Origin of the sequence: Piscinibacter sp. XHJ-5 (genome assembly GCF_029855045.1) — a bacterium.
In the GTDB taxonomy this organism is placed as follows: domain Bacteria; phylum Pseudomonadota; class Gammaproteobacteria; order Burkholderiales; family Burkholderiaceae_C; genus Albitalea.
The window spans coordinates 360,890-381,315 of record NZ_CP123228.1; the positions used below are offsets into that span (position 1 = coordinate 360,890).

At 69.8% G+C, this 20,426-nt stretch carries 22 protein-coding genes; 13 read left to right on the forward strand and 9 right to left on the reverse strand.

What is annotated here, in order from left to right:
• The first annotated feature begins 73 nt into the window (after positions 1–73).
• Positions 74–1,105, forward strand: coding sequence for a type II asparaginase (locus P7V53_RS01730; protein WP_280156408.1), 1,032 nt, complete (start codon positions 74–76; stop codon positions 1,103–1,105).
• Between the two features lie 73 nt (positions 1,106–1,178).
• Here P7V53_RS01730 and P7V53_RS01735 read toward each other — a convergent pair whose 3' ends face one another.
• Positions 1,179–2,813 carry a GGDEF domain-containing protein gene (locus tag P7V53_RS01735; RefSeq protein ID WP_280153755.1) on the reverse strand — a complete coding sequence of 545 codons (1,635 nt, stop codon included), beginning with the start codon at positions 2,811–2,813 and terminating at the stop codon, positions 1,179–1,181.
• Here P7V53_RS01735 and P7V53_RS01740 point away from each other — a divergent pair.
• Positions 2,812–3,156, forward strand: a complete 345-nt coding sequence (locus P7V53_RS01740; RefSeq protein ID WP_280153756.1) for a hypothetical protein — start codon at positions 2,812–2,814, stop codon at positions 3,154–3,156. The genes P7V53_RS01735 and P7V53_RS01740 overlap by 2 nt on opposite strands.
• Positions 3,157–3,236: 80 nt before the next feature.
• Here the strand turns inward: P7V53_RS01740 and P7V53_RS01745 are convergent, their stop codons facing one another.
• Entirely contained in the window at positions 3,237–4,757 is a 1,521-nt protein-coding gene (locus tag P7V53_RS01745; RefSeq protein WP_280153758.1) for a CoA-acylating methylmalonate-semialdehyde dehydrogenase, read from the reverse strand.
• Positions 4,758–4,857: 100 nt separating this feature from the next.
• On the opposite strand from P7V53_RS01745, the gene P7V53_RS01750 reads away from it, so the two are divergent.
• Positions 4,858–5,826: a LysR family transcriptional regulator gene (locus P7V53_RS01750; RefSeq protein WP_280153759.1), complete on the forward strand. Its 969-nt coding sequence runs from the start codon at positions 4,858–4,860 to the stop codon at positions 5,824–5,826.
• A 1-nt stretch (position 5,827) separates the two neighbouring features.
• Here P7V53_RS01750 and P7V53_RS01755 read toward each other — a convergent pair whose 3' ends face one another.
• On the reverse strand, positions 5,828–6,604 hold the full coding sequence (locus P7V53_RS01755) for a transporter substrate-binding domain-containing protein (protein WP_280156409.1): 777 nt from the start codon (positions 6,602–6,604) through the stop codon (positions 5,828–5,830).
• 177 nt (positions 6,605–6,781) lie between these two features.
• Here P7V53_RS01755 and P7V53_RS01760 point away from each other — a divergent pair, with 177 nt between their 5' ends.
• Together P7V53_RS01760 and P7V53_RS01765 are read left to right on the forward strand one after the other, a co-directional pair.
• A complete protein-coding gene (locus P7V53_RS01760; RefSeq protein WP_280153760.1) occupies positions 6,782–7,195 on the forward strand; it encodes a PaaI family thioesterase in 414 nt (137 codons plus the stop codon).
• Between the two features lie 416 nt (positions 7,196–7,611).
• Entirely contained in the window at positions 7,612–8,274 is a 663-nt protein-coding gene (locus P7V53_RS01765) for a YecA family protein (RefSeq protein ID WP_280153761.1), read from the forward strand.
• Here the strand turns inward: P7V53_RS01765 and P7V53_RS01770 are convergent.
• Positions 8,271–9,551: an Hsp70 family protein gene (locus P7V53_RS01770; protein ID WP_280153762.1), complete on the reverse strand. Its 1,281-nt coding sequence runs from the start codon at positions 9,549–9,551 to the stop codon at positions 8,271–8,273. The two genes, P7V53_RS01765 and P7V53_RS01770, sit on opposite strands and share 4 nt — an antisense overlap.
• A gap of 100 nt (positions 9,552–9,651) precedes the next feature.
• Here P7V53_RS01770 and P7V53_RS01775 point away from each other — a divergent pair, with 100 nt between their 5' ends.
• From P7V53_RS01775 to P7V53_RS01785, 3 genes are all read left to right on the forward strand, one after another.
• Complete coding sequence (locus P7V53_RS01775; protein WP_280153763.1) at positions 9,652–10,224, forward strand: sigma-70 family RNA polymerase sigma factor; 573 nt, start codon at positions 9,652–9,654, stop codon at positions 10,222–10,224.
• Positions 10,221–10,967, forward strand: coding sequence for an anti-sigma factor (locus P7V53_RS01780; protein ID WP_280153764.1), 747 nt, complete (start codon positions 10,221–10,223; stop codon positions 10,965–10,967). Before P7V53_RS01775 ends, P7V53_RS01780 begins: the two co-directional genes overlap by 4 nt.
• A gap of 107 nt (positions 10,968–11,074) precedes the next feature.
• Positions 11,075–11,545, forward strand: coding sequence for a tetratricopeptide repeat protein (locus P7V53_RS01785; RefSeq protein WP_280153765.1), 471 nt, complete (start codon positions 11,075–11,077; stop codon positions 11,543–11,545).
• On the opposite strand, the gene P7V53_RS01790 is transcribed toward P7V53_RS01785, so the two are convergent.
• Complete coding sequence (locus tag P7V53_RS01790; RefSeq protein WP_280153766.1) at positions 11,546–12,853, reverse strand: D-amino acid dehydrogenase; 1,308 nt, start codon at positions 12,851–12,853, stop codon at positions 11,546–11,548. It lies immediately after the preceding gene.
• A 22-nt stretch (positions 12,854–12,875) separates the two neighbouring features.
• Complete coding sequence (locus P7V53_RS01795) at positions 12,876–13,496, reverse strand: LysE family transporter (RefSeq protein WP_280153767.1); 621 nt, start codon at positions 13,494–13,496, stop codon at positions 12,876–12,878.
• A gap of 76 nt (positions 13,497–13,572) precedes the next feature.
• Here P7V53_RS01795 and P7V53_RS01800 point away from each other — a divergent pair, with 76 nt between their 5' ends.
• Together P7V53_RS01800 and P7V53_RS01805 are read left to right on the forward strand one after the other, a co-directional pair.
• Positions 13,573–14,550 (forward strand): LysR family transcriptional regulator ArgP, encoded by a 978-nt coding sequence (locus P7V53_RS01800; RefSeq protein ID WP_280153768.1) that lies wholly within the window; start codon positions 13,573–13,575, stop codon positions 14,548–14,550.
• A 469-nt stretch (positions 14,551–15,019) separates the two neighbouring features.
• A complete protein-coding gene (locus P7V53_RS01805; protein ID WP_280153769.1) occupies positions 15,020–15,220 on the forward strand; it encodes a hypothetical protein in 201 nt (66 codons plus the stop codon).
• 9 nt (positions 15,221–15,229) lie between these two features.
• Here the strand turns inward: P7V53_RS01805 and P7V53_RS01810 are convergent, their stop codons facing one another.
• From P7V53_RS01810 to hutC, 3 genes are read right to left on the reverse strand one after another with little or no spacing between them, the layout of a single operon-like run.
• On the reverse strand, positions 15,230–16,000 hold the full coding sequence (locus P7V53_RS01810) for a metallophosphoesterase (protein WP_280153770.1): 771 nt from the start codon (positions 15,998–16,000) through the stop codon (positions 15,230–15,232).
• 17 nt (positions 16,001–16,017) lie between these two features.
• Positions 16,018–16,770 (reverse strand): UPF0149 family protein, encoded by a 753-nt coding sequence (locus P7V53_RS01815; RefSeq protein ID WP_280153771.1) that lies wholly within the window; start codon positions 16,768–16,770, stop codon positions 16,018–16,020.
• A 10-nt stretch (positions 16,771–16,780) separates the two neighbouring features.
• Complete coding sequence (gene hutC, locus P7V53_RS01820) at positions 16,781–17,521, reverse strand: histidine utilization repressor (RefSeq protein WP_280153772.1); 741 nt, start codon at positions 17,519–17,521, stop codon at positions 16,781–16,783.
• Positions 17,522–17,583: 62 nt separating this feature from the next.
• Between hutC and hutH the strand changes: the two genes are divergently transcribed.
• From hutH to P7V53_RS01835, 3 genes are read left to right on the forward strand one after another with little or no spacing between them, the layout of a single operon-like run.
• A complete protein-coding gene (hutH, locus tag P7V53_RS01825) occupies positions 17,584–19,080 on the forward strand; it encodes a histidine ammonia-lyase (RefSeq protein ID WP_280153773.1) in 1,497 nt (498 codons plus the stop codon).
• 4 nt (positions 19,081–19,084) lie between these two features.
• Positions 19,085–20,059: an ornithine cyclodeaminase family protein gene (locus P7V53_RS01830; protein WP_280153774.1), complete on the forward strand. Its 975-nt coding sequence runs from the start codon at positions 19,085–19,087 to the stop codon at positions 20,057–20,059.
• Between the two features lie 10 nt (positions 20,060–20,069).
• Entirely contained in the window at positions 20,070–20,417 is a 348-nt protein-coding gene (locus P7V53_RS01835; RefSeq protein WP_280153775.1) for a RidA family protein, read from the forward strand.
• Positions 20,418–20,426: the final 9 nt, after the last annotated feature.

The window sequence follows — 20,426 nt, forward strand, 5'->3', positions numbered from 1 at the left end:
CCACCCAGGAGACTCGTTCTTGAAAGACCTCATCCAGCTGCTCGCTCGCGGCGCGACGATCGGCTTCGTCGCCATGGCCACGGCATGCGCCCAGACGCCGGCAGCCACCTCCGCTGCCAAGCCCAATGTCGTCATCGTCGCCACCGGCGGCACCATCGCCGGCGCCGGCGCAACCTCGGCCAACAGCGCCACCTACCAGGCGGCCAAGGTGCCGGTGGACAAGCTGATCGCCGGCATCCCGGAGCTGAGCAACGTCGCCAATGTGCGCGGCGAACAGGCTTTCCAGATCGCCTCGGAAAGCTTCACCAACGAGAAGCTGCTGCAGCTCGGCAAGCGCGTCTCGGCGCTGGTGAAGGACCCCGGGGTCGACGGCGTGGTGATCACCCACGGCACCGACACGCTGGAAGAGACCTCCTTCTTCCTGAACCTGGTGATCCGCACCGAGAAGCCGATCGTGCTGGTGGGATCCATGCGCCCCGGCACGGCGATGTCGGCCGACGGCATGCTGAACCTCTACAACGCCGTCGTGCTGGCCGGCACGCCGAGCGCGCGCGGCAAGGGCGTGCTGGTGGCGATGAACGACGACATCCTGACCGGCCGGGACGCCGCCAAGCGCATCAACATCAAGACCAGCGCCTTCGCCAGCGCCTGGGGGCCGCTCGGCATGGTGGTGGAGAACCAGGCCTACTGGTTCCGAGCACCGGTGAAGCGCCACACGACGCAGTCGGAGTTCGACATCGACACGCTGCAGAGCCTGCCCGAGGTGCACATCGTCTATGGCTACGGCAACATGGCGCCCACGCTGTACGACGCGGCGGTGAAGGCGGGCGCGAAGGCCGTCATTCATGCCGGCACCGGCAACGGCTCCGTGCCCGACTACGCGGTCGAGACGCTGCGGCGCGTGCGCTCATCGGGCATCCACGTGATCCGCGCCTCGCGCATCGCCGACGGCTTCGTGATCCGCAACTCGGAGCAGCCCGACGACAAGTACGACTGGGTCGTCGCCCACGACCTGAATCCGCAGAAGGCGAAGATCCTCGCCGCGCTTGCGCTCGGCAAGACCAACAGCACCGCCGAGCTGCAGCGCATCTTCTGGGAGTACTGACCACCCCCCGGTGGACCGGCGCAGCCGGATCCGCGGCAGCCGCTTGAGGAGTCGGCCCCTGCGCCTGCGCCGGCTATGCCACCGCGACGCGGTTTCGGCCACCTTGCTTGGCGCGGTACATCGCGCGGTCGGCCTGGTCGAACAGCGTCGCGATGTCGTAGGGCGGCGCGTGGGCGATGCCCACGCTCAGCGTGACCTGCAGGCCGGGCGCGAGTGTAGCCCAGTCGTGGGCGGCGACACGCGCGCGCAGGCGCTGGCAGACCTCGACGGCCTGCGCTTCCGGCATGTCCGCGAACACCACCAGGAACTCCTCGCCGCCGATGCGCGCCAGCACGTCGCTGCTGCGGGTGTTCTCGCGCAACTGGTGCGCCATCTCGACCAGGACCTTGTCGCCGACGGCGTGGCCGAAGCGGTCGTTGATCTGCTTGAAGTGGTCGAGATCGATGAGCGCCACGGTGAGCGGCAGGCCCTGCGAGCGCGCCGCATGCAGCAGAAGCGGCATCCGCTCGTCCAGGTGGCGCCGGTTGCCCAGGCCGGTGAGCTGGTCACGCTGCGCGTCGGCGCGAAAGCCCGCGGCGCGCGAGCGTTCGAGCTGCGCTTCGCGCCGCGCCCGTTCCGCCTGCACGCGGGCCTGCTCGGCCTCGACCCGCGTGACGAAGAGCTGCGACTGCGCCTTCAGCTGGCTGGTGGCGCGCCTGCGCTCGAGGCGATCGTGCTGCTCGAAGTGGGCGAGTGCCTCTTCGATGAGGCCGAGGTCGCGGCTGGCGCGGTACAGCGCGTGGTGGACGCGGATGAGGGTCGAACGCGGGTCGGCGCCGGCCATGTCGTGCAGCAGTCCGTTCAGCGCGCCATGCGCCTCGCTGGCCTGTCCCTGGGCCAGCATCAGCTCGCAGATGGAGCAGCGGATGCGCCAGACCTGCGCCTCGTAGCCGTGCTCCAGACCGCGCTGCAGGGCGCCGTCGAGCAGCGTGCGCGCCTCCTGCGTGTTGCCCAGGTGCAGCAGCACCTCGCCGAGGTTGCCCTCGACGAAGACCGCAAAGAAGGGATCGTCGAACTGATGCAGCAGCGAATGGGCCTCGCGTGCGTGCACGAGCGCCCGCCTCAGTGCGGCGATCGCCTCCGCCGGCTCGTCGCCGCCGCGCAGCACGTAGAACGCGCCGGTGCACACCGCGCACAGGTTGTTCAGCGTCACCAGCTGCGCGAAGGGATCGCCCACCTCGTGCGCCACGCGCAGGGCATCGTCCATCAGGCGCTCGGCCTGCCAGGGATCGCCCATGCGCTCGAAGCAGGCGCCGAGGGCCGTCAGCGACAGCGCGAGCTGGCGCTGGTCGCCGATGTCGTGCGCCAGCGTGCAGGCCTCGTTGGCGTGCTGCATCGCGCGATCGAAGCGGCCGGTCTCGCAGCCGGCGAGCGTCATCCAGCGCAGCAGGTCGATGCGGGTCGCGCGCCGGGCCGGCGCAGCCAGCGCGCCCAGGACCTCATCGCCGATGTCGAGCAGGGCGGCGAGAGCGCCGAGGCGGTAGTTGAACAGGCACAGCAGGTGACCGGCCTCGGCGCGCTGGTCCTCGGATCCCGACTGCAGCGCCAGCGCCCACGCTCGCTCCGCGAGCTGCCGGCCTTCGGTCAGCGACGATGCGTCGCGCGCTGCGCGCGCGGCCTGCAGAAGGTCGGCAAGGGAGGAGCGGGAGTCGGCTGGCGGTGTCTGCATGTGGCGCGGCGAGCGCAATGGGCTGGAAAACGGCGACTTCGCGATCATGCGCCAGCCGGGCGAGATGTCGGAACTTGGGCCCCGTCGCTACACCAATTTTTTCGACGTCCTCGCGACGAATGGTCATCGGCGAATGCCGCCATGCCGCGGCTATGGTGCTTCCCATCCGCCGTGCGGCGTGGGAGATGCGATGAACTTGACCGAAGAAAGCGTCGGTATGCGTGACGAACAGGCTGAGCCCCCGCCTGCACCGCGGGAGCTCACCGAAGACGAGCTCAAGCGCGCGTCCGGCGGCAAGTGGTGCCTCTTCCAGTGGGTCGAGGGCGAACTCGTCGTCGGCTAGACCCAGTCGCTCCGGACCGGTCTCGCCCCGCCTCGCCACCGCCAGAAGATCCGGTGGCTTGCGACCCTCCGCCAGACCGGTTACTTCGCGGTCGGCATGGCGAACTCGGCACCCTTGGCCGTGCTTTCCGGCCAGCGCTGCATGATCGATTTCTGCTTCGTGTAGAAGCGCACGCCCTCTTCGCCGTAAGCGTGCATGTCGCCGAAGAGGCTGCGCTTCCAGCCGCCGAAGCCATGCCAGGCCATGGGCACCGGGATCGGCACGTTGATGCCGACCATGCCCACCTGGATGCGGCGCGCGAATTCACGTGCAATGTGGCCGTCGCGCGTGTAGCACGCGACGCCATTTCCGAACTCGTGGTCGTTGACGAGCTGCACCGCTTCGGCAAAGTCGTGAGCGCGCACGCATGACAGCACCGGCCCGAAGATTTCCTCGCGGTAGATGCGCATGTCGGGCTTCACGTGGTCGAACAGCGTGCCGCCGGTGAAGAAGCCCTCCTCGTGGCCCTGCACCTTGAGCCCGCGGCCATCGACGACCAGCGTGGCGCCTTCCTGGACGCCGACACCGATGTAGCCCTCGATGCGCTCCAGCGCCTGGCGGGTCACGATGGGGCCCATTTCGGCGTCGAGCTCCATGCCGTTCTTGATCTTCAGCGTCTTCGCACGCTCGGCCAGCATCGGCATGATGCGATCGCCCACGTCGCCCACCAGCACCGCCACGCTGATCGCCATGCATCGCTCTCCGGCCGAGCCGTAGGCGGCGCCCACCAGGGCGTCGACGGCCTGTTCGAGGTCGGCATCGGGCATCACCACCATGTGGTTCTTGGCGCCGCCCAGCGCCTGCACGCGCTTGCCGTGGTGCGCGCCGGTCTCGTAGATGTACTGCGCGATCGGTGTCGATCCGACGAAGCTGAGCGCCTTCACGTCGGGGTGCGTCAGCAGGGCATCGACGACGATCTTGTCGCCCTGCACGACGTTGAACACGCCATCGGGCAGGCCGGCCTGCTTCAGCAGCTCGGCCATGAACAGCGAGGCCGATGGGTCGCGCTCGCTCGGCTTGAGCACGAAAGTGTTGCCGCAGGCCAGCGCCAGCGGGAACATCCAGCACGGAACCATGCACGGGAAATTGAACGGCGTGATGCCGGCCACGACGCCCAGCGGCTGGCGCAGCGTCCAGTTGTCGATGCCGGTGGAGACCTGGTCGGTGTAGTCGCCCTTCAGCAGCTGCGGCACGCCGCAGGCGAACTCGACGATGTCGATGCCGCGCGTCACCTCGCCCTGCGCATCGGTGAACACCTTGCCGTGTTCGGCGGTGATCATGGCGGCGAGCGTGTCCTTGTGCTGGTTCAGCAGCGCAAGGAAGTTGTTCAGGATGCGCGCGCGGCGGATCGGCGGCGTGTCGGCCCAGGCAGGGAAGGCCGCCTTGGCCGCCGCGACGGCGGCCGCCGCCTCGTCGGCAGTGCCCAGCGCCACCTGGCGCGCGACCGTGCCGTGGGCCGGGTTGTAGACCGGCTGGCGGCGCCCGCCGGTGCTGGGAACGACGCGGCCGCCGATGTAGTGGCCGACTTCGGTCGTGGCAGTGAAGGATTCGGGGGCGCCCATCGTGTGTCTCCTGTCAGAGCGGGTGTTTCATCCAGTCTAGGCTGCCGACCCCGGGCTGCCAATCCGCCTACACTGATTTCATTGTTCACGGGTGCGAACAATGCCCACCGACCGAAATCGTACAAACCGATCCTCCGCCGAGCGCGCCGAGCTGCTGTGGCCGCACATCCACCTGCTGACCGTCATCGCGCAGACGGGCAGCTTCACGCAGGCGGCGCAGCGGCTCACGCTCAGCAAGGCGGCTGTCAGCCAGCGCATCGCCGAGCTGGAGCGAGTCGTCGGACTGACGCTGGTGCAGCGCACCACGCGCTCGGTGCGGCTCACCGACGCTGGCCAGCGCCTGGTCGACGACACGGTCGAGTCATTCGCCCACATCGCGCGCAGCCTGGGCGGCGTGCGCGACCTCGCCGGTCAGCCGCGCGGACTGGTGCGGGTGTCGGCACCCGTGGCGCTCGGCCGACAGCAGATCGCGCCCACGCTGGAAACGTTCTTCCGCCGCCATCCGGAGGTGCGCGTCGAGCTGGAGCTTTCCGACCGCGTCGCCAACCTGGCGCACGAAGGCTTCGATCTGGCGGTGCGGCACACCAGCGCGCCGCCCGACAACCACGTCGCCTGGAAGCTCTGCGAGACGCGCACGCTGCTCGTGGCCGGCGCAAGCTACCTGCGGCGCCGCGGCATGCCCGAGCATCCTTCCGACCTGGCGACCCACGACTGCCTGGCCTACCTGCGCAGCGGGCCGGCGATGTGGTGGTTCGAGCAACGCGAGCGCGCGCGCGGCGCGCGCGAGCCCGAGCGGGTCAGCGTCGCGGTGCAGGGGCCGCTGCGCGCCAACAACTCCGAGCTCCTGCGCGACGCCGTGCTGTCGGGCCTGGGCATCGCGCAGGTCCCCGACTTCAGCGCCGGCGCGGCAGTGCGCGCGGGACGGCTGCGAGAGGTGCTCCCCGGCTGGCGCCCGGTGGGATTCTTCGGCGACGCGGTCTACGCCATCCGGCCATGGAGCCCGGTCACCCCGCGCGCCGTGCAGGTGCTGGTGGAGCATCTGCGCGAGCAACTGGCCGCGGGTTTCTGAGTCACGGCGCGGCCTGGTGCCTCTGCAGCATCGCCGGCAGGCGCTGCTCCCGCTGCAGCCGGGCGAGGCCCCCGTTGATGGCGTTGATCAAGGGCTGCGCATGTTCGTACTGGCGCGACACGATGAAGTGGATCCGCAGCGGCTTCACTTCCGGCAGCGCGGCGCTCGCCAGCAGCGCGCCACTCAACTCGGGCGTTCCCAGCAGCCGGAAGCCGTTGATCACCTCCTGGCCCTCCACGAAAGCGTCGCACCGGCGCGCCTGCAGCATGCGCACCAGTGCGGCGTAGTCGGCGGCGCCGGTGTAGACCTTGTCGGCCACCGGGCCGAGGTGGGCGTAGCTGATGCCGTTGAGCCCGCACAGCCGATAGGCGCCGAGGTCGTTCAGGGACGACAGCGCCAGGCCCTTCGGCCACTCGGCTGCAAGGAAGTACACCCTCGGCACGAGCGCCAGGTAGGACTCGCTGTAGAGAAACGACTGCGTGCGCTGGGCGTTGTGGAACGCGGCCATCACGATGTGCATCTGCTGTCCGGCGCGCGCTTCCGCGAGGCAGCGTGCGAACGGCAGCAGCGTCACCTCGGCCTTGAACCGGCTGCCCTGCAGGGCCGCGGCGAGCACATCCGGAGAGAAGCCGGCGACGTCGCCGGTCACACGCCCATCGCGGCGCAGGAAGTAGGAAGAGGGCGGCCATTCGTTGGCGCCCCCGCAGGCACGCACCTCCAGCGGCGAGGCCTGCGCCGGCATCCATGCCAGCACGAGCAGCGCAACCGCCCACAACATTCGCTTCAAACTGCCACTCCCGATTGCGCGGACGTCGTGCACCGCGTCGGCTGCCGATTGTGGGACGCCGGTGACGGCTCGACAAGTCGGTGCTCGCCTCGCCGCGGCAGCAAGCGTGTGCAGGGCATCACGGCCCGCGGTTGGCTATGCTCACGATGCCATCGCCGGAGACCTCCCATGCTCAGACCGCAAGCCACCGCGCAGTATTTCAATTCGTTCCAGGCCGGCAGCCTGCCCGACCGCTACGGCTTGCGCGTGACCGAAGTGGCCGAAGGTCGCGTTTGCGCCGAAATGGAACTGCAGCCGTGGATGCACGCCCCCAACGGCTACCTGCATGCGGCCAGCGTGATCCTGCTGGCCGACACCTGCGCCGGCTACGCCACCGTCGCGCATTTGCCGGACGGTGCGAAGAACTTCACCACCATCGAGCTGAAGAGCAACTTTCTGGGCACGGCCAAGGAAGGCGTGATCCGCTGCGAGGCAGTCGGTGAACACCTCGGCCGCACCACGCATATCTGGTCCGCCACCGTGTTCGGCCCGCAGGGGAAAAAGATCGCACTCTTCCGCTGCACCCAGATGATCCTCAGCTAGGGCGGAAATCAGCCGGCCCCAAGCCGGCTCGTCCATCAAGCTGGAGCCCCTCCCGCAGGGGTTGGGGTGCTGTCACCCATGGGCATGCTTTGGCCTCACCAAGTCAGGCCAAAAAAAAAGCCCACCCGCGTTGGCAGGTGGGCTGTGTCAAGTCCTCAAAAAAGGACGTCGTTGGGACGGTTGCTCGGTCGGGCACCCTGTGATGGGTTCTTCTTCTCTTGCGGGTGTTGCGACCTTGACGCGTGGGCTCTGAACCCCGTGTGACAGCGATGGGGGGACTGTAGGGGGCGGCCTGGAGGAGGGATATCCCCAATACGAGGGAGAACTGGGGCAACGAATTGTGGCAAGCGTATGTCCACGACAATCCTGCGATGCCTCACTCGTCGCGCCCTCGTCCGCCAGCGTCATCCCCGGGCGTGGAGGTTCGCCCTCTCGACGAGGGCGAGCTCGACGAGCTGCAACGGCTGCTCGACAGCGTGCCGGCGCCGCTCGAGCCCCTCGACGTGAGCATGCTCGATGGCTTCCTTTGCGGCGTGCTGGTGCAGCCGCAGCGGGTGCCCGAATCGCGCTGGCTGCCGCATGTCACGGATGCCGACGGCCGAGCCCTTCCGCCGCGCTTCGATGCGTCGCGGCTGCAAGTGCTGGCGCGGCGCCGCCATGCCGAGCTTGACCAGGCGATCGGGCGGCGGCAATGGTTCGATCCGTGGGTGTTCGAGCTCGCCGGCGACGGCCACGATGCGCCCGCCGACGAGGACCAGGCGCCGCCCGAAGTCGATGCGGTGTATCCCTGGGTGGCGGGATTCGCCACCGCGATGGAGCTCTTCCCGGCGTTGATGCAGCACGACGCCGCTGCGTTGACGGAACCGCTCGCCTTGCTGTATCGCCACCTCGATCCCGACGATCTGGAAGATGCCGACGATCTGCTGGCCGCGATCGAATTGCTCGAGCCGCCCACCGATCTGACCGAAGCGGTCGAGGAGCTGGTGCGCGCGACCCTGTTGCTCGCCGACGTCGGCCGTCCGCTCGCGGTTGCGGCGCGGCCGGGCCCGCGCCGACCGCCTCCGCGGCCGCGCCGCTAGCCGAACCAGCGCTGTGCGTGCAGGCCGAGTCCCGTGGCGACGCTGGCGAAGCGATCGCCGCGCACCGGCCGCGCCGCCGGAAACGCCGCGGCGATGCGCGTGGCGAGCAGCCGCAGGCCGGTCGAGCCGCCGGTGAAGTAAAGCGTCGCGATGCGCTCCGGCGCGATTCCGGCCTGTGCCGCGGTGGCGCGGGCCGCATCCACGATGCGCGACAGGTCCGCCTCGATGGCCTGCACGGCAGCGCGCTCGGTGAGGGGTACTCGCAGACCGCGCTCGACATGGCCCAGGTCGATGACCGTGTCGCCGCCGTCGGCCACCTCGATCTTCGCCTGCTCGGCCCGCGCCGCCAGCTCGTGCCCGAGGCGCTCGGTGACGACCGTCATCAGCCGCTGGTGGTGCAGCGGGTCGGCGTAGAACACCTTCATCTGGCGCAGCTCGGCGACACGCTGCGGCGTGTACACCGTGTTGATGAGATGCCACGTGGCGAGATCGAAGTACACGCCGCTGGGCACTTCGCGCGCCGGGGCGCCGTTGATGCTGGGGCCGTAGGCGCCATAGCCGAGCTCGCGCAGGATGCCGGCCAGCTCGATGCGCCGGTCGAAGTCGGTGCCGGCGATGTGCACGCCATGGTTGGCGAGGATGTCGTCCTTGCGGTCGGGGCGCGGCGCACGCTGCGGGCCGACGCGCACGACGGAGAAGTCGGACGTGCCGCCGCCGATATCGGCGACCAGCACGATCTCTTCGCGCTGCACGTGGCGCTCGTGGTCGAACGCAGCGGCGATCGGCTCGTACTGGAACTGCAGCTCGTCGAAGCCGACAGAGCGTGCCGCCGACTCGAGCGCCGCCTGCGCCTGCGCGTCGCGCGCGGGATCGTCGTCGACGAAGAACACCGGTCGCCCGAGGATGGCCCGGCGTATGGGCGCGGCGGCCTGCCCTTCGGCCTTGGCCTTCAGGTGGCGCAGGTAGCCGGCGATGACATCGAGGTACTTCACGCCGCGTCCGCCGCCGACGTCGGTGGTCTGGTCGACCAGGCTGGAGCCGAGGATGCTCTTCATCGAGCGCATCAGGCGCCCGTCAATGCCGTCGACATAGGCCGCCACGGCGGCGCGGCCGAAGGCCCGAGGCGGTTCCGGGCGATGAGCGCCGTCGGCGAAATAGAACACCGCGGTGGGCATGGTGCGCTGCCCGGGCTCCAGTTCGACGAGCTGCATCTGCGTGGCGCCGGCCGGAATCGCGATCGCGGAGTTGGAGGTGCCGAAGTCGATCGCGCAGTACATGGAAACCCTCTTCGCAAGGCCAATGCAGGGGGGCGCGATTGTAGGTTCCTGTCCACGCGCGCGGCATACTCTGCGCCGAACTGTCGAGGGGAGGTCACCCATGTCCGCCGCCGAAGACCTGCCGCAACTCATGTCGCGCGTGGCGCTGCGCGACCGTGTCGCCTTCGAGCGGCTGTACCGCGCCACCTGTGCGCATCTTTTGGGCGTCGCGTTCCGTATATTGAACAACCGCGACCGCGCCGAAGAGGTGCTGCAGGAAGCTTTCATGAACGTCTGGCACAACGCCGCCGGGTACAACCCCGCGGTCGCCTCCCCGATGACCTGGCTCATCAACATCGTCCGCAACAAGGCGATCGACGCCGTGCGTTCGGGCAAGACCGAGCGCAGCGCCACCGTGGCGCTGGACGACGAAGGCATGGACGTGGCCGCCGACGATTCGCTGCAGCCGCAGCAACTGCTGGACGACAGCCTGCTGAAGGTCAAGATCGATCGCTGCATGGGCGAGCTCAACGCCTCGCAGCGTCAGGCGCTGGCGCTCGCGTATTACCGCGGCATGGTTCACACCGACATCGCCGAGGCGCTGAACGCACCGCTGGGCACCGCGAAGGCCTGGGTCCGGCGCGGCCTGGACAAGCTGAAGAGCTGTCTCGAGGCGGCGGGAGTCGCGGCATGAACTACCTGCAGCCCGAGCGGCTCGACCGTCTCGCGCGGGAGTACGTCCTGGGCACGCTGACCGGCGCGGCGCGACGGCGCTTCGAGCGGCTGCTGCGCCAGACACCCGCCGCGATGCTGGCGGTGAGCGCCTGGCAGGAGCGCTTCAGCGTGCTGGCCGCCGGTGTGCCGCCCCTGCAGCCGCGCGAAGGCGTCTGGCAGGGGCTGGAGCACCGGCTCTTTCCCGGCGCCAGGGACGCTGCGCCCGCGCCGGCCCGTCCCCTGCAATGGCTGTGGAACCTCCTCTCCGCGAAGACCCTTGCCGGCGCCCTCGCCGGCGTGCTGCTGTGCGCGGTCGTGCTGCGAGTGCAGCCGGGGCTGATCGGGCTCGAGACCCAGACCGACGCGTTGCCCGCGAGCTACGTCGGCCTGCTGCTGGACACCGCCGGCAAGCCCAGCTTGCTGGCCAACTCGCGCCGCCACGGCAGGCAGCTCACCGTGAAGGTGCTGCAGCCGGTGGCCGTGCCGGCCGGCCAGATCGCGCAGCTCTGGGCGGTCACCAAGGACGGCGATCCGTTCCCGGTGGCGGCGTTGCCGCCGCTGCCGGCGAGGGGCTCCATCACATTGACGATGCCCGACACCTCGGAGAAGCTGTTCTCCAACGTTCCGCGGCTGGTGGTGACACTGCAGGCTGCGCCCGCGCAGCCGGGCGACAAGCCAGCGGTCGATCCGGTGCTTGCCGGCCACTGCGTGAAATTGTGGTGAGCGCTTTTCGAGTTTCTTGCGCGGCATCGGCGTCCAGGCCGTCCCGTCCTTCGTAAGTCGGCCCAAGACACCGCATCCCGTCGGTGTCTGCAACCTGAGGAACCACCATGACGTCCACTCTCTCCCGCATCCTTGCCGCCGGTGCGCTGGCTTTCACCTTCCACGCCGCGTACGCCGCCGACACCGAGCCCGTCGCCAACGACAAGCTGTCGCCGGTGCGCGCGCAGATCGCCGCCAAGCAGTGGCGCGGCGCGATCGACGAGCTGAAGAAGATCAACGACACCGGCAGCGCCGACTGGAACAACCTGATGGGCTACAGCCTGCGCAAGGCCAAGACGCCCGACTACGAAGGCGCCGAGAAGTACTACAGCGAAGCGCTGCGCATCGATCCCAAGCACCGCGGCGCGCTGGAGTATTCGGGCGAGCTGTACCTGATCAAGGGCGACCTGCCGAAGGCCGAGGAGCGATTGGCCGCGCTCGACAAGATCTGCCGCCTCCCGTGCGAGGAGTACACCGACCTGAAGAAGGCGATCGCCGCCTACAAGGCCAACGGCAACAAGTACGCCGCCAAGGACTGATCAGGCCGCCGCCATCCGCGGCTGCGGTGCCGGGCCCGCTTCGCCATGGAAGCCGAAGCCGATGCGCGGACGCCGTCCCGCCATCAGCTCGGCCAGCGCCCGGCCGGAGCCCGCGCCATGGGTCCAGCCCAGCGTGCCGTGGCCCGCGTTGATCCAGAGGTTGTGCACACGGCTGCGGCCGATGATCGGGATGTTGCTCGGCGTGCTGGGCCGCAGGCCCGCCCAGAAGTTCGGCTCGCTCGTGTCGGCCACGCCCGGGAACAGCTCCTCGTAGCGAGCAACCAGCGCCGCGCAGCGGCGGCGCGAGGTGCGGCTGTCGATGGAGGCGTCGTAGCCGGCCATCTCGGCGGTGCCCGCGACGCGGATGTGATCGCCCAGCCGGCTGATGGCGATCTTGCGGGCGTCGTCGATCATGCTGACCACGCTCGCATCCTGCGGGCGCTTCAGCTTCATCGTGGCCGAATAGCCCTTGGCCGGATAGATGGGCAGGCGGATTCCCAGCGGCCGCAGCAGCGGCGCGGTGAAGCTGCCCATCGCCGCCACATAGGCGTCGGCCTTCAGCACCGCCACGCGGCCGCTGGCGCGCTCGCGCACCTGCACGGCGTCGAGCAGGCGGCCGCCCGTTTCGAAGCCGAGCACATCGTGGCCGTAGAGGAAGGTGGCGCCCTGCTGCGCGCAGCGCCGGGCCAGCGCTTGGGTGAACACGCGCGCGTCGCCTGATTCATCGCTGGCCGTGAAGGTGCCGCCGAAGATGCGGTCGGCGAAGTGCCGCAGCGCAGGCTCGACCTTCAGCACTTCCTCGCGCGACAGCACGCGCCGGTCGACGCCATGACGGCGCATCAGCTCGGCGCCTGCGGCGCCGGCATCGAGCTCCTGCTGGCTCGAGAAGAAATGCAGGATGCCGCGCTCGAGGCGCTGGTACTCGATGCCGGTCTGCGCGACCATGCCCTTCAGTGTCTCGTGGCTGTAGCGGCCCAGCGCGACGAGCTGTGCCACGTTGCGCTCGAACGCAGCGTCGTTGCACTGCGCGAGGAACGCAAGACCCCAGCGCCATTGATGCGGATCGAGGCGGGGGCGAAACAGCAGCGGCGAGTCGTCGCGCAGCAGCCACCTGGCCACCTTGAACGGCGCCTGTGCGTTCGCCCAGGGCTCGCAGAAGCTGACCGAGATCTGCGCGCCGTTGGCGAAGCTGGTCTCCATCGCCGCATCGGGCTGGCGGTCGATGACCGTCACGCGGTGGCCTTGCTCGAGCAGGTGCCAGGCGGTGCTGATGCCGATGATGCCGGCGCCCATGACGATCACGTTCATGCGATGGAGACTCTCGGTGTGTTCAAAGCGGATTCGAAAGCAGCTGCGCGGCGACGACGAACATCACCCCCGCCACGCTGGCGTCGATGACGCGCCACGCGGCCGGACGCCGAAGCAGCTGCGATGCCGCCGCTGCGCCGAAGCCGAGCGTGCTGAACCACATCAGCGACGCAAGTCCCGCGCCGGCGGCGAAGGCCGCACGGCCAGCCCCGGGCTGCTGTGCGCCCACGCTGCCGAGCAGCACGACGGTGTCCAGGTACACGTGCGGGTTGAGGTAGGTCAGCGCCAGCGTGGCGCCCAGCGTCGACGCGAGGCTGCCCGCGGCACCGCGGGTGCGCAGCGCGTCGCCGGCCGGACGCCAGGCGCGGATTGCGGAGCGCAGGCCGTACGACAGCAGGAAGGCGGCGCCGCCATACCGGAAGAGCTCGAGGGTGGCCGGGGAGGACTGGATCCAGGCGCCGAGCCCGAACACGCCCAGCGCGATCAGCAGCCAATCCGATGCCGTGCACAGCGCGACCACGGCGGCCACATGCGAGCGCGCCAGGCCTTGCCGCAGCACGAGCGCATTCTGCGCGCCGATGGCCACGATGAGGCCGGCGGTCATCAGCCAGCCCTGGGCGAATGCGGCGGACAGCATGCTCATGGTCCGGCGATTCTGCGCAAGCCGGCGGCGGTCATGAAGCGCCATTGATATTTCTCCCGCTACATTAGAACGACTTATGAAGCCGCTCGACACCGCCTCCCTCGACTGCCTGGCAGCGCTGGCCGACGATGGCAGCTTCGAGCGTGCGGCGCAGCGCCTGTCGATCACGCAGTCGGCGGTGTCGCAGCGGCTGCGCACGCTCGAGGCGCAGGTCGGGCAGCTGCTGGTCGTCCGCTCGCGCCCGCTGCGTCTCACCGAGCCCGGCAAGGTGCTGTTGCGCTTCGCCCGCCAGATGCAGGCGATGCGCGAAGACGTGGGACGCGAGCTCGGCGTCGGTCCGTCGCCCGGCGAGCGGCTCACGATCGCGGTCAATGCCGACAGCCTGGCCACGTGGGTCATGCCGGCGCTCGATTCACTGGTGCATGAGGGCCTGTCGCTCGAGCTCATCGTCGACGACCAGGACTTCACCCACGACTGGCTGCGTCAGGGCGCGGTGCTCGGCTGCGTCAGCACCGTCAGTGAAGCGCTGCGCGGCTGCCGTGCCGTGCCGCTGGGCGTGATGCGCTACCTCGCCGTGGCCAGTCCGGGCTTCATCGAAGAACACTGGAACGGGCGGCCGGACGGCCTCGACCGCGCGAGCTTCAGCCGGGTGCCCTTCCTCGTCTTCAACCGCAAGGACGACATGCAGCACCAGTGGGTGTCGCGTGCCTTCGGCGTGCGCGGGCCGCGACTGCGCGAACGCTTCGTGCCGTCGTCCGAAGCCTACGTGCGGGCGGCGCTGATGGGCTGGGGCGTGGGCGTCGCGCCGGAGATCCAGGTGCGTGGCCTGATCGATTCAGGTGCGCTCGTTCCGCTGCGGTCCGAGGTGACGCTGGCGGTCAAGCTCTTCTGGCACCAGTGGAAGCTCGCGCCCGACGGCGCGCAGGCGTCGCCGCGGGTGGCCATGCTCGACCGCATCGGTGGAGCACTCGTCGACGGCGCGAAGAGCGCCTTTGCCACCGGCCCTGCAAGGCGGCCGGCTCGCCGCCAGCTCAGCGGGCGCCTGCGTTCCTAGCGGCGTTGGGCGCCGCCGGGGCCGCAGCGGCCGAGCGCTGCTTCGCCTTGACGGACGGGGGTTCCGTGTTGACGCGTGTGCCCGGCTCCGTGCGCTTCAGTCGTGACCAGTCCGGAAGTGCGGATTCGCCCGATGCGAGCAGCACGGCGCTCAGGACCGCACCGGTGACGGTGCCCCAGGTGAGCGCTTGGAGCGAGGTCAGCGTCATTGTTGGTGTCTCCCTCGCGGGCCGGCAGACGGCGCCGGACAACGCCTTGCAACGATAGAACCGGCCGGGCCGGATTTCCATCGCTCATTGAGCGGGGGTCGGCGGCGCAGTGCAACCAACCGCAACCGGCGGTGGCCATCCGTTGCAACGTGCTCGGCGTCTTCGTAACGAACTGCACGCGAAGCGCGGCGCATTTCGCTTCACCGGCCGCGCCAAATGCCGTTGACACTGGGATGATGGGAACGTCGTGAGGGGTCGGTCATGAACAAGGTTCCGAACATTCCGTGGTGGTCTTCCATGGGCCTGCGCAAGCCGGAACCGGTGCCCGACACCGACTACGCCGACATGGGCACGGCCTTCGGCCTCGATGCCAGCCTGTCACCGCGTGAAGAACCGCTGCCGGCCGAGCCCGGTGATGCCGGACCCGCGACCGATCGCCTCAACCGGCGATCCGTGATCTGACCGCACGCCTCACACGTCGACGCTGAAGCCGCCGTCGAAGCCGTCGGCCTCCCCGCGGCGCGAATGCCCGCGAGCGTTGCACACCACGCGGGTCTCGCCCTGGGCGTGCGGCACCCGGTAGTCGTGCCGGCAGTGCAGGTGGCCATGGATCCACAGCTGTGCGAACGGCAGCAGGTCGTCGTCGGCGTTGCAGAAGCTGGCGGTGCCGGGCTGGCCGCCATAGCGCGGATCGGCGCTGCGCAGGCTCGGCCCGAAGTGCGTGATGGCGACGGTGGCGTCCCAGCCGTCGGCCGGCGCCGCCAGCGCCTGCGCCAGCCAGTCGCGGCAGGCGAGCGCTTCGGCGCGAACCGCCGGCGGATCGAACGGGCGGCCGTGCTGCATCGAGTGCTGAACGTGCATGAAGTAGGAAGCGGCGCGCAGCACGCGCTCGTTGTGCGGGTCGCCGAACAGGCCGAAGTCGCACCAGCGCGTCGTGCCGACGAAGCGGATGCGGCGCCCGTCCGCGCCGCTCAGCACGATGGTCTCGCGCTCCAGCAACTGAAAGCCCAATTCCCGGCTGCGCTCGCGCAGAGCCGGCCAGGCGTCGTCGAGGTCGCGATCGTCGAACTCGTGGTTGCCGGCGACGAAGATCACCGGCTGCGGCCAGCCGCGAAAGCGATCGAAGCCCGCCCAGGTGCTGTCGATGTCGCCGGCGATCACCAGCGCCTCGGCGTCCGGCGCGGGCTGCGGGTCGAAGGCTTCGGTTTCGAGGTGGAGATCCGACAGGATTTGCAGTCGCATGACAAGCTGCCGGCAAATCACTTGCCGTGGCAGTGCTTGTACTTTTTGCCACTGCCGCAGGGGCAGGGGTCGTTGCGGCCGACCTTGGGCGTGTCGCGGATCACCGTGTCGACCTTGTAGCGCAGGTCCTGCGTGAGGTCGGACAGATCGGCCACGGCGACCACCAGGTCCTCGATGGCCTCGTCCAGGCTGGCGAGCGGCTGTTCGCGGTCGAGCGTGGCCACGATCTCCCGCTCCTCGTCGGTCTCGGCCGGCAGATGGCGGTACAGCCGCGCCAGCGCCGCCATCACGGCGTCGTCGGGCATCTCGGCCAGATCGGGAAAGCACAGCGTCGCGTGCTGGAAGCCGGCCACCCAGGGCATGAGCGCCTGCGAGATCGGGTTCATGCCGGCCAGCGCATCGTCGCTGCCTTCGGCCGCGGCGGCCGGGTGCTCCTCGTCGAATTCCAGGATCAGCGGATCGAACCAGCCGTCTTCGCTCATGGCGCGCTGGAGGACGGCGTGGCGGCGCAGGATCAGCGCCTTCGTGCGCTCCAGCCAGGCCGGATCGACGTCGTCGGGCAACGGCTGCCCTTCGAAATCGAACACGTGCGGCAACCACGTTTCCGCGGCCAGCAGCACCGGCTGCACCAGCACGCCGCAGAGGAAGCCGTCGAGCATCACCGCATCGCACGGCTCCAGCGGCTCGGGGGTGGCGGCGAGCAGCTCGTCGAGCTCGGCGAATTCGGCGTCGGTGAGGTCGCGGGTGGGAGGCGATTTGGGCGAGTGCATCCCGCGATTGTCACGCCGGCCGGCCTGCGGCCTCCGGCACCGAGAAGCTGCCGATCAGCCGGTAGCGGGTGCCCGGGTGGTACAGCCGTGCGATCGAGGCGACGGCGCCCTGCGAAACGGTGCGCCTCGACACCATCAGCAGGGCGCTGCCGGGCAGAACGTCGAGCAGCAGTGCCTGCTCCGGTGTGGCGAGGACCGCCTCGATCACCTGCTCGGCCTCGGTGAGCGGCGCGTTCTCGAACAGCACCGCCGACGGCGTGATCTGCGACAGGTCGCGCGTCAGCAGGTCGGGCACCAGGGACGCATTGACGTGGCGGTCCTCGTACTGGATCGGCACGCCGTTTTCCAGATGGACCAGCTGGCAACGGAACACCGCCGTGCCCTTGCGCAGCCGCATCGCGGCGGCGATCTCCGCGCTCGCCTTTTCCCTGGCGACGCTGCAGACCTGCGTGGTGTGCAGATGGCCGCGCTCGGCGATCTCCTCGCGGATGTCGCGCACCTGCAGCAGGTTGGAGATGGGGTGCAGCTCGGCGACATACGAGCCGGAACCCTGGCGCCGCTCGATCAGGCCTTCGGCTTCGAGCTCGCGCAGCGCGCGATGCACCGTCATGCGCGCGCAGCCGAACTCCTGCACCAGCTCGCGCTCGGACGGAAGCCGCACGCCCGGCTGCCACCCGCCTTCGGCGATGCGCCGCTGGATCGAGGTCTTGACCACCTCGTAGGACAGGGTGCGTTTGCGCCGGGCGTTCATCGGCGGCATTCTAGGGGACTGCATGCTAAAGTTGTCTAGACCACTTGCTGAGGAAAACCCCCATGCCGCAGACCGTCACGCCCGGCCGCCTCGACCAGCCGCTGCTGCAGCGCGCGCTCGACGGAGGCGAGTCGTTCGTGCTGGACGAGGCGGCGCGCCCGGCCATCGCGGCCAGCGTGCGCGCGGTGCGCGATCTGGTGTCGCGCCATGAGGCCGTCTACGGCATCAACACCGGCTTCGGCAAGCTCGCACAAACCCGCATCGCCGACGATCAACTTGCCCAGCTGCAGAAGAACCTGGTGCTGTCGCACAGCGCCGGCGTCGGTGCCCCGCTGGCCGCGCCTGTGGTGCGGCTCATGCTGCTGCTCAAGGCCGCGAGCCTCGCCCACGGCGTGTCGGGCGTTCGCGGCGACGTCATCGATGCGCTGCTCGCGCTGCTCAACGCCGACGTGCTGCCGGTGATTCCCGAGAAGGGCTCGGTCGGCGCATCGGGCGACCTGGCGCCGCTGGCGCACCTGGCCGGCGTGCTGATCGGCATCGGCGAGGTCAGCGTCGAAGGTCGTCGGCTTGCCGCGGTCGACGGGCTGGCGCGCGCCGGCCTGCGCCCCTTCGATCTCGGCCCGAAGGAAGGCCTGGCGCTGCTCAACGGGACGCAGTGCTCCACCGCACTGGCGCTGCACGCGGCACTGCGGCTGGAGCGCATCTTCGAGGCCGCGGTGGCGGTGGGCGCCATGACCGTCGATGCCGCCAAGGGGTCGGACACGCCGTTCGACGACCGCATCCACGCGGTGCGCGGCCAGCGCGGACAGCGAGAAGCCGCGGCACGCTACCGCGACTGGCTGCACGACAGCCCGCTGCGCCAGTCGCACCTGCATTGCGAGAAGGTGCAGGACCCTTACTGCCTGCGGTGCCAGCCGCAGGTGATGGGCGCCTGCCTCGACCAGATGCGGCACGCCAAAGACATCCTGCTGATCGAAGCCAACGGCGTGTCCGACAACCCGCTGGTGTTCGCCGACACGCTGCAAGCGCTGTCGGGCGGCAACTTCCACGCCGAGCCGGTGGCATTTGCCGCCGACAACCTCGCGCTGGCCATCGCCGAGATCGGCGCGCTGTCGGAGCGGCGCACCGCGATGCTGATGGACCCGGCGATCTCGGGCCTGCCGGCCTTCCTGATCGAGCATGGCGGGCTGAACTCGGGCTTCATGATCGCGCAGGTGACGGCCGCGGCGCTCGCCTCGGAGAACAAGTCGCTGGCACATCCGGCCAGCGTCGATTCGCTGCCGACCTCGGCCAACCAGGAGGACCACGTGTCGATGGCCACCTATGCGGCGCGCCGGCTGCACCAGATGCTGGACAACACGGCCGGCATCGTCGCCATCGAATGGCTCGCTGCCGCGCAGGCGCTCGAATTCCGCCGCCCGCTGGTGTCGTCGCCGCCCTTGGAGGCCCTGCATGCGCGCTTGCGGGAGCGGGTGCCGTTCATGCACGAGGATCGGCTGATGGCGCCCGACATCGCGGCCGCGACGGCGCTGGTCGAGGCCGGCGTACCGCAGCCCTGATGCCATGGCCGACGCCACCCCCCTGTTTCTCGACAGCCGCGCCGTGGCGCGATCGTTGCCGTGGGACGAGCTCATCGACGCCCTCGAGCAGGCGTTCGTCGCCGGTGACGCGACCGTGCCGCGGCGGCTGCACTATCCGCTCGGCCAGGCCGGCGACGCGCCCGCCATGCTGCTGCTGATGCCCGCGTGGAGCGAGCGCCTCGGCATAGGCACCAAGGTGCTCAGCATCCATCCTTCCAATGCGCAGCGGGGGCTGCCGTCCATCCATGCGCTTTACGTGCTGATGGATGCCGCGACCGGCCGGCCGCTGGCCGTGCTCGACGGGGGAGAGCTGACAGCGCGCCGCACGGCGGCGGCTTCGGCGCTCGCCAGCCGCTGCCTGTCGCGCGCCGACAGCCGCTGCCTGCTGATGGTCGGCACCGGGCGCCTGTCGCACCATCTGCCGCTGGCCCATGCGCGCGCGCGGCCGATCGATCGCGTGCTGGTCTGGGGACGCTCGCTGCAGAAGGCCGAGGCGACGGCGCATGCGCTGCGCACCGAAGGGCTCGAGGCGAGCGCCGCGGCTTCGCTCCCCGAGGCGGTGGCGCAAGCCGACATCGTCAGCTGCGCCACGCTGTCGGCCGAGCCGCTGGTGCGCGGCGACTGGCTGCGGCCCGGGACGCATGTCGACCTGGTCGGCGCCTACACGCCTTCGATGCGCGAGAGCGACGAGCGTGTGTTCGCGCGTGCGAGCTCGGTCTGGTGCGACACGCTCGACGGCGCGCCCCGGGAGGGCGGCGACATCGTGCAGGCCGTGGCCAGCGGCGCCTTCTCTGCCGACGACATTGCGGGCGACCTCGCCGCGCTGTGCCGCCGCGGCGCAGCGGCGCGCGGCGCCGAGACGGACATCACGGTCTTCAAGTCGGTCGGCATGGCGCTCGAAGACCTCGCAGCGGCAAGCCTGGCCGTCATGCGCTTCAATGCCGCGACCAACCCCTGAGGAGCGAGCCATGGTTCAACGATTCGAGATCGGTCCGCGCATGTCGCAAGTGGTGGTGCACAACGGCACCGTGTACCTCGCCGGCCAGGTCGCCGACGATCCGACGCAGGACATCGCGGGTCAGACCCGCCAGGTGCTGGCCGCGATCGATGCGCTGCTGGCGAAGGCCGGCGCCGACAAGCGGCAGATCCTGATGGCGCAGATCTTCCTGGCCGACATGGCCGATTTCCCCGGAATGAACTCCGTGTGGGACGAGTGGGTCACCCCGGGATACACGCCGGCGCGCGCGACGGTGCAGGCGAAGCTCGCGGACGCGGGGTGGAAGGTGGAGATCGTGGTGACGGCAGCGGTGGAGTGAGCGTCGCCG

What these genes read in the sequence shown, in the direction of transcription:
- P7V53_RS01730 (WP_280156408.1), top strand. Translation starts at nt 74, where the DNA reads ATGGCCACGGCATGCGCCCAGACGCCGGCAGCCACCTCCGCTGCCAAG.
- P7V53_RS01740 (WP_280153756.1), top strand. Translation starts at nt 2,812, where the DNA reads ATGTGGCGCGGCGAGCGCAATGGGCTGGAAAACGGCGACTTCGCGATC.
- P7V53_RS01735 (WP_280153755.1), bottom strand. Translation starts at nt 2,813, where the DNA reads ATGCAGACACCGCCAGCCGACTCCCGCTCCTCCCTTGCCGACCTTCTG.
- P7V53_RS01745 (WP_280153758.1), bottom strand. Translation starts at nt 4,757, where the DNA reads ATGGGCGCCCCCGAATCCTTCACTGCCACGACCGAAGTCGGCCACTAC.
- P7V53_RS01750 (WP_280153759.1), top strand. Translation starts at nt 4,858, where the DNA reads ATGCCCACCGACCGAAATCGTACAAACCGATCCTCCGCCGAGCGCGCC.
- P7V53_RS01755 (WP_280156409.1), bottom strand. Translation starts at nt 6,604, where the DNA reads ATGTTGTGGGCGGTTGCGCTGCTCGTGCTGGCATGGATGCCGGCGCAG.
- P7V53_RS01760 (WP_280153760.1), top strand. Translation starts at nt 6,782, where the DNA reads ATGCTCAGACCGCAAGCCACCGCGCAGTATTTCAATTCGTTCCAGGCC.
- P7V53_RS01770 (WP_280153762.1), bottom strand. Translation starts at nt 9,551, where the DNA reads ATGTACTGCGCGATCGACTTCGGCACCTCCAACTCCGCGATCGCGATT.
- P7V53_RS01775 (WP_280153763.1), top strand. Translation starts at nt 9,652, where the DNA reads ATGTCCGCCGCCGAAGACCTGCCGCAACTCATGTCGCGCGTGGCGCTG.
- P7V53_RS01780 (WP_280153764.1), top strand. Translation starts at nt 10,221, where the DNA reads ATGAACTACCTGCAGCCCGAGCGGCTCGACCGTCTCGCGCGGGAGTAC.
- P7V53_RS01785 (WP_280153765.1), top strand. Translation starts at nt 11,075, where the DNA reads ATGACGTCCACTCTCTCCCGCATCCTTGCCGCCGGTGCGCTGGCTTTC.
- P7V53_RS01790 (WP_280153766.1), bottom strand. Translation starts at nt 12,853, where the DNA reads ATGAACGTGATCGTCATGGGCGCCGGCATCATCGGCATCAGCACCGCC.
- P7V53_RS01795 (WP_280153767.1), bottom strand. Translation starts at nt 13,496, where the DNA reads ATGAGCATGCTGTCCGCCGCATTCGCCCAGGGCTGGCTGATGACCGCC.
- P7V53_RS01800 (WP_280153768.1), top strand. Translation starts at nt 13,573, where the DNA reads ATGAAGCCGCTCGACACCGCCTCCCTCGACTGCCTGGCAGCGCTGGCC.
- P7V53_RS01805 (WP_280153769.1), top strand. Translation starts at nt 15,020, where the DNA reads ATGAACAAGGTTCCGAACATTCCGTGGTGGTCTTCCATGGGCCTGCGC.
- P7V53_RS01810 (WP_280153770.1), bottom strand. Translation starts at nt 16,000, where the DNA reads ATGCGACTGCAAATCCTGTCGGATCTCCACCTCGAAACCGAAGCCTTC.
- P7V53_RS01815 (WP_280153771.1), bottom strand. Translation starts at nt 16,770, where the DNA reads ATGCACTCGCCCAAATCGCCTCCCACCCGCGACCTCACCGACGCCGAA.
- hutC (WP_280153772.1), bottom strand. Translation starts at nt 17,521, where the DNA reads ATGAACGCCCGGCGCAAACGCACCCTGTCCTACGAGGTGGTCAAGACC.
- hutH (WP_280153773.1), top strand. Translation starts at nt 17,584, where the DNA reads ATGCCGCAGACCGTCACGCCCGGCCGCCTCGACCAGCCGCTGCTGCAG.
- P7V53_RS01830 (WP_280153774.1), top strand. Translation starts at nt 19,085, where the DNA reads ATGGCCGACGCCACCCCCCTGTTTCTCGACAGCCGCGCCGTGGCGCGA.
- P7V53_RS01835 (WP_280153775.1), top strand. Translation starts at nt 20,070, where the DNA reads ATGGTTCAACGATTCGAGATCGGTCCGCGCATGTCGCAAGTGGTGGTG.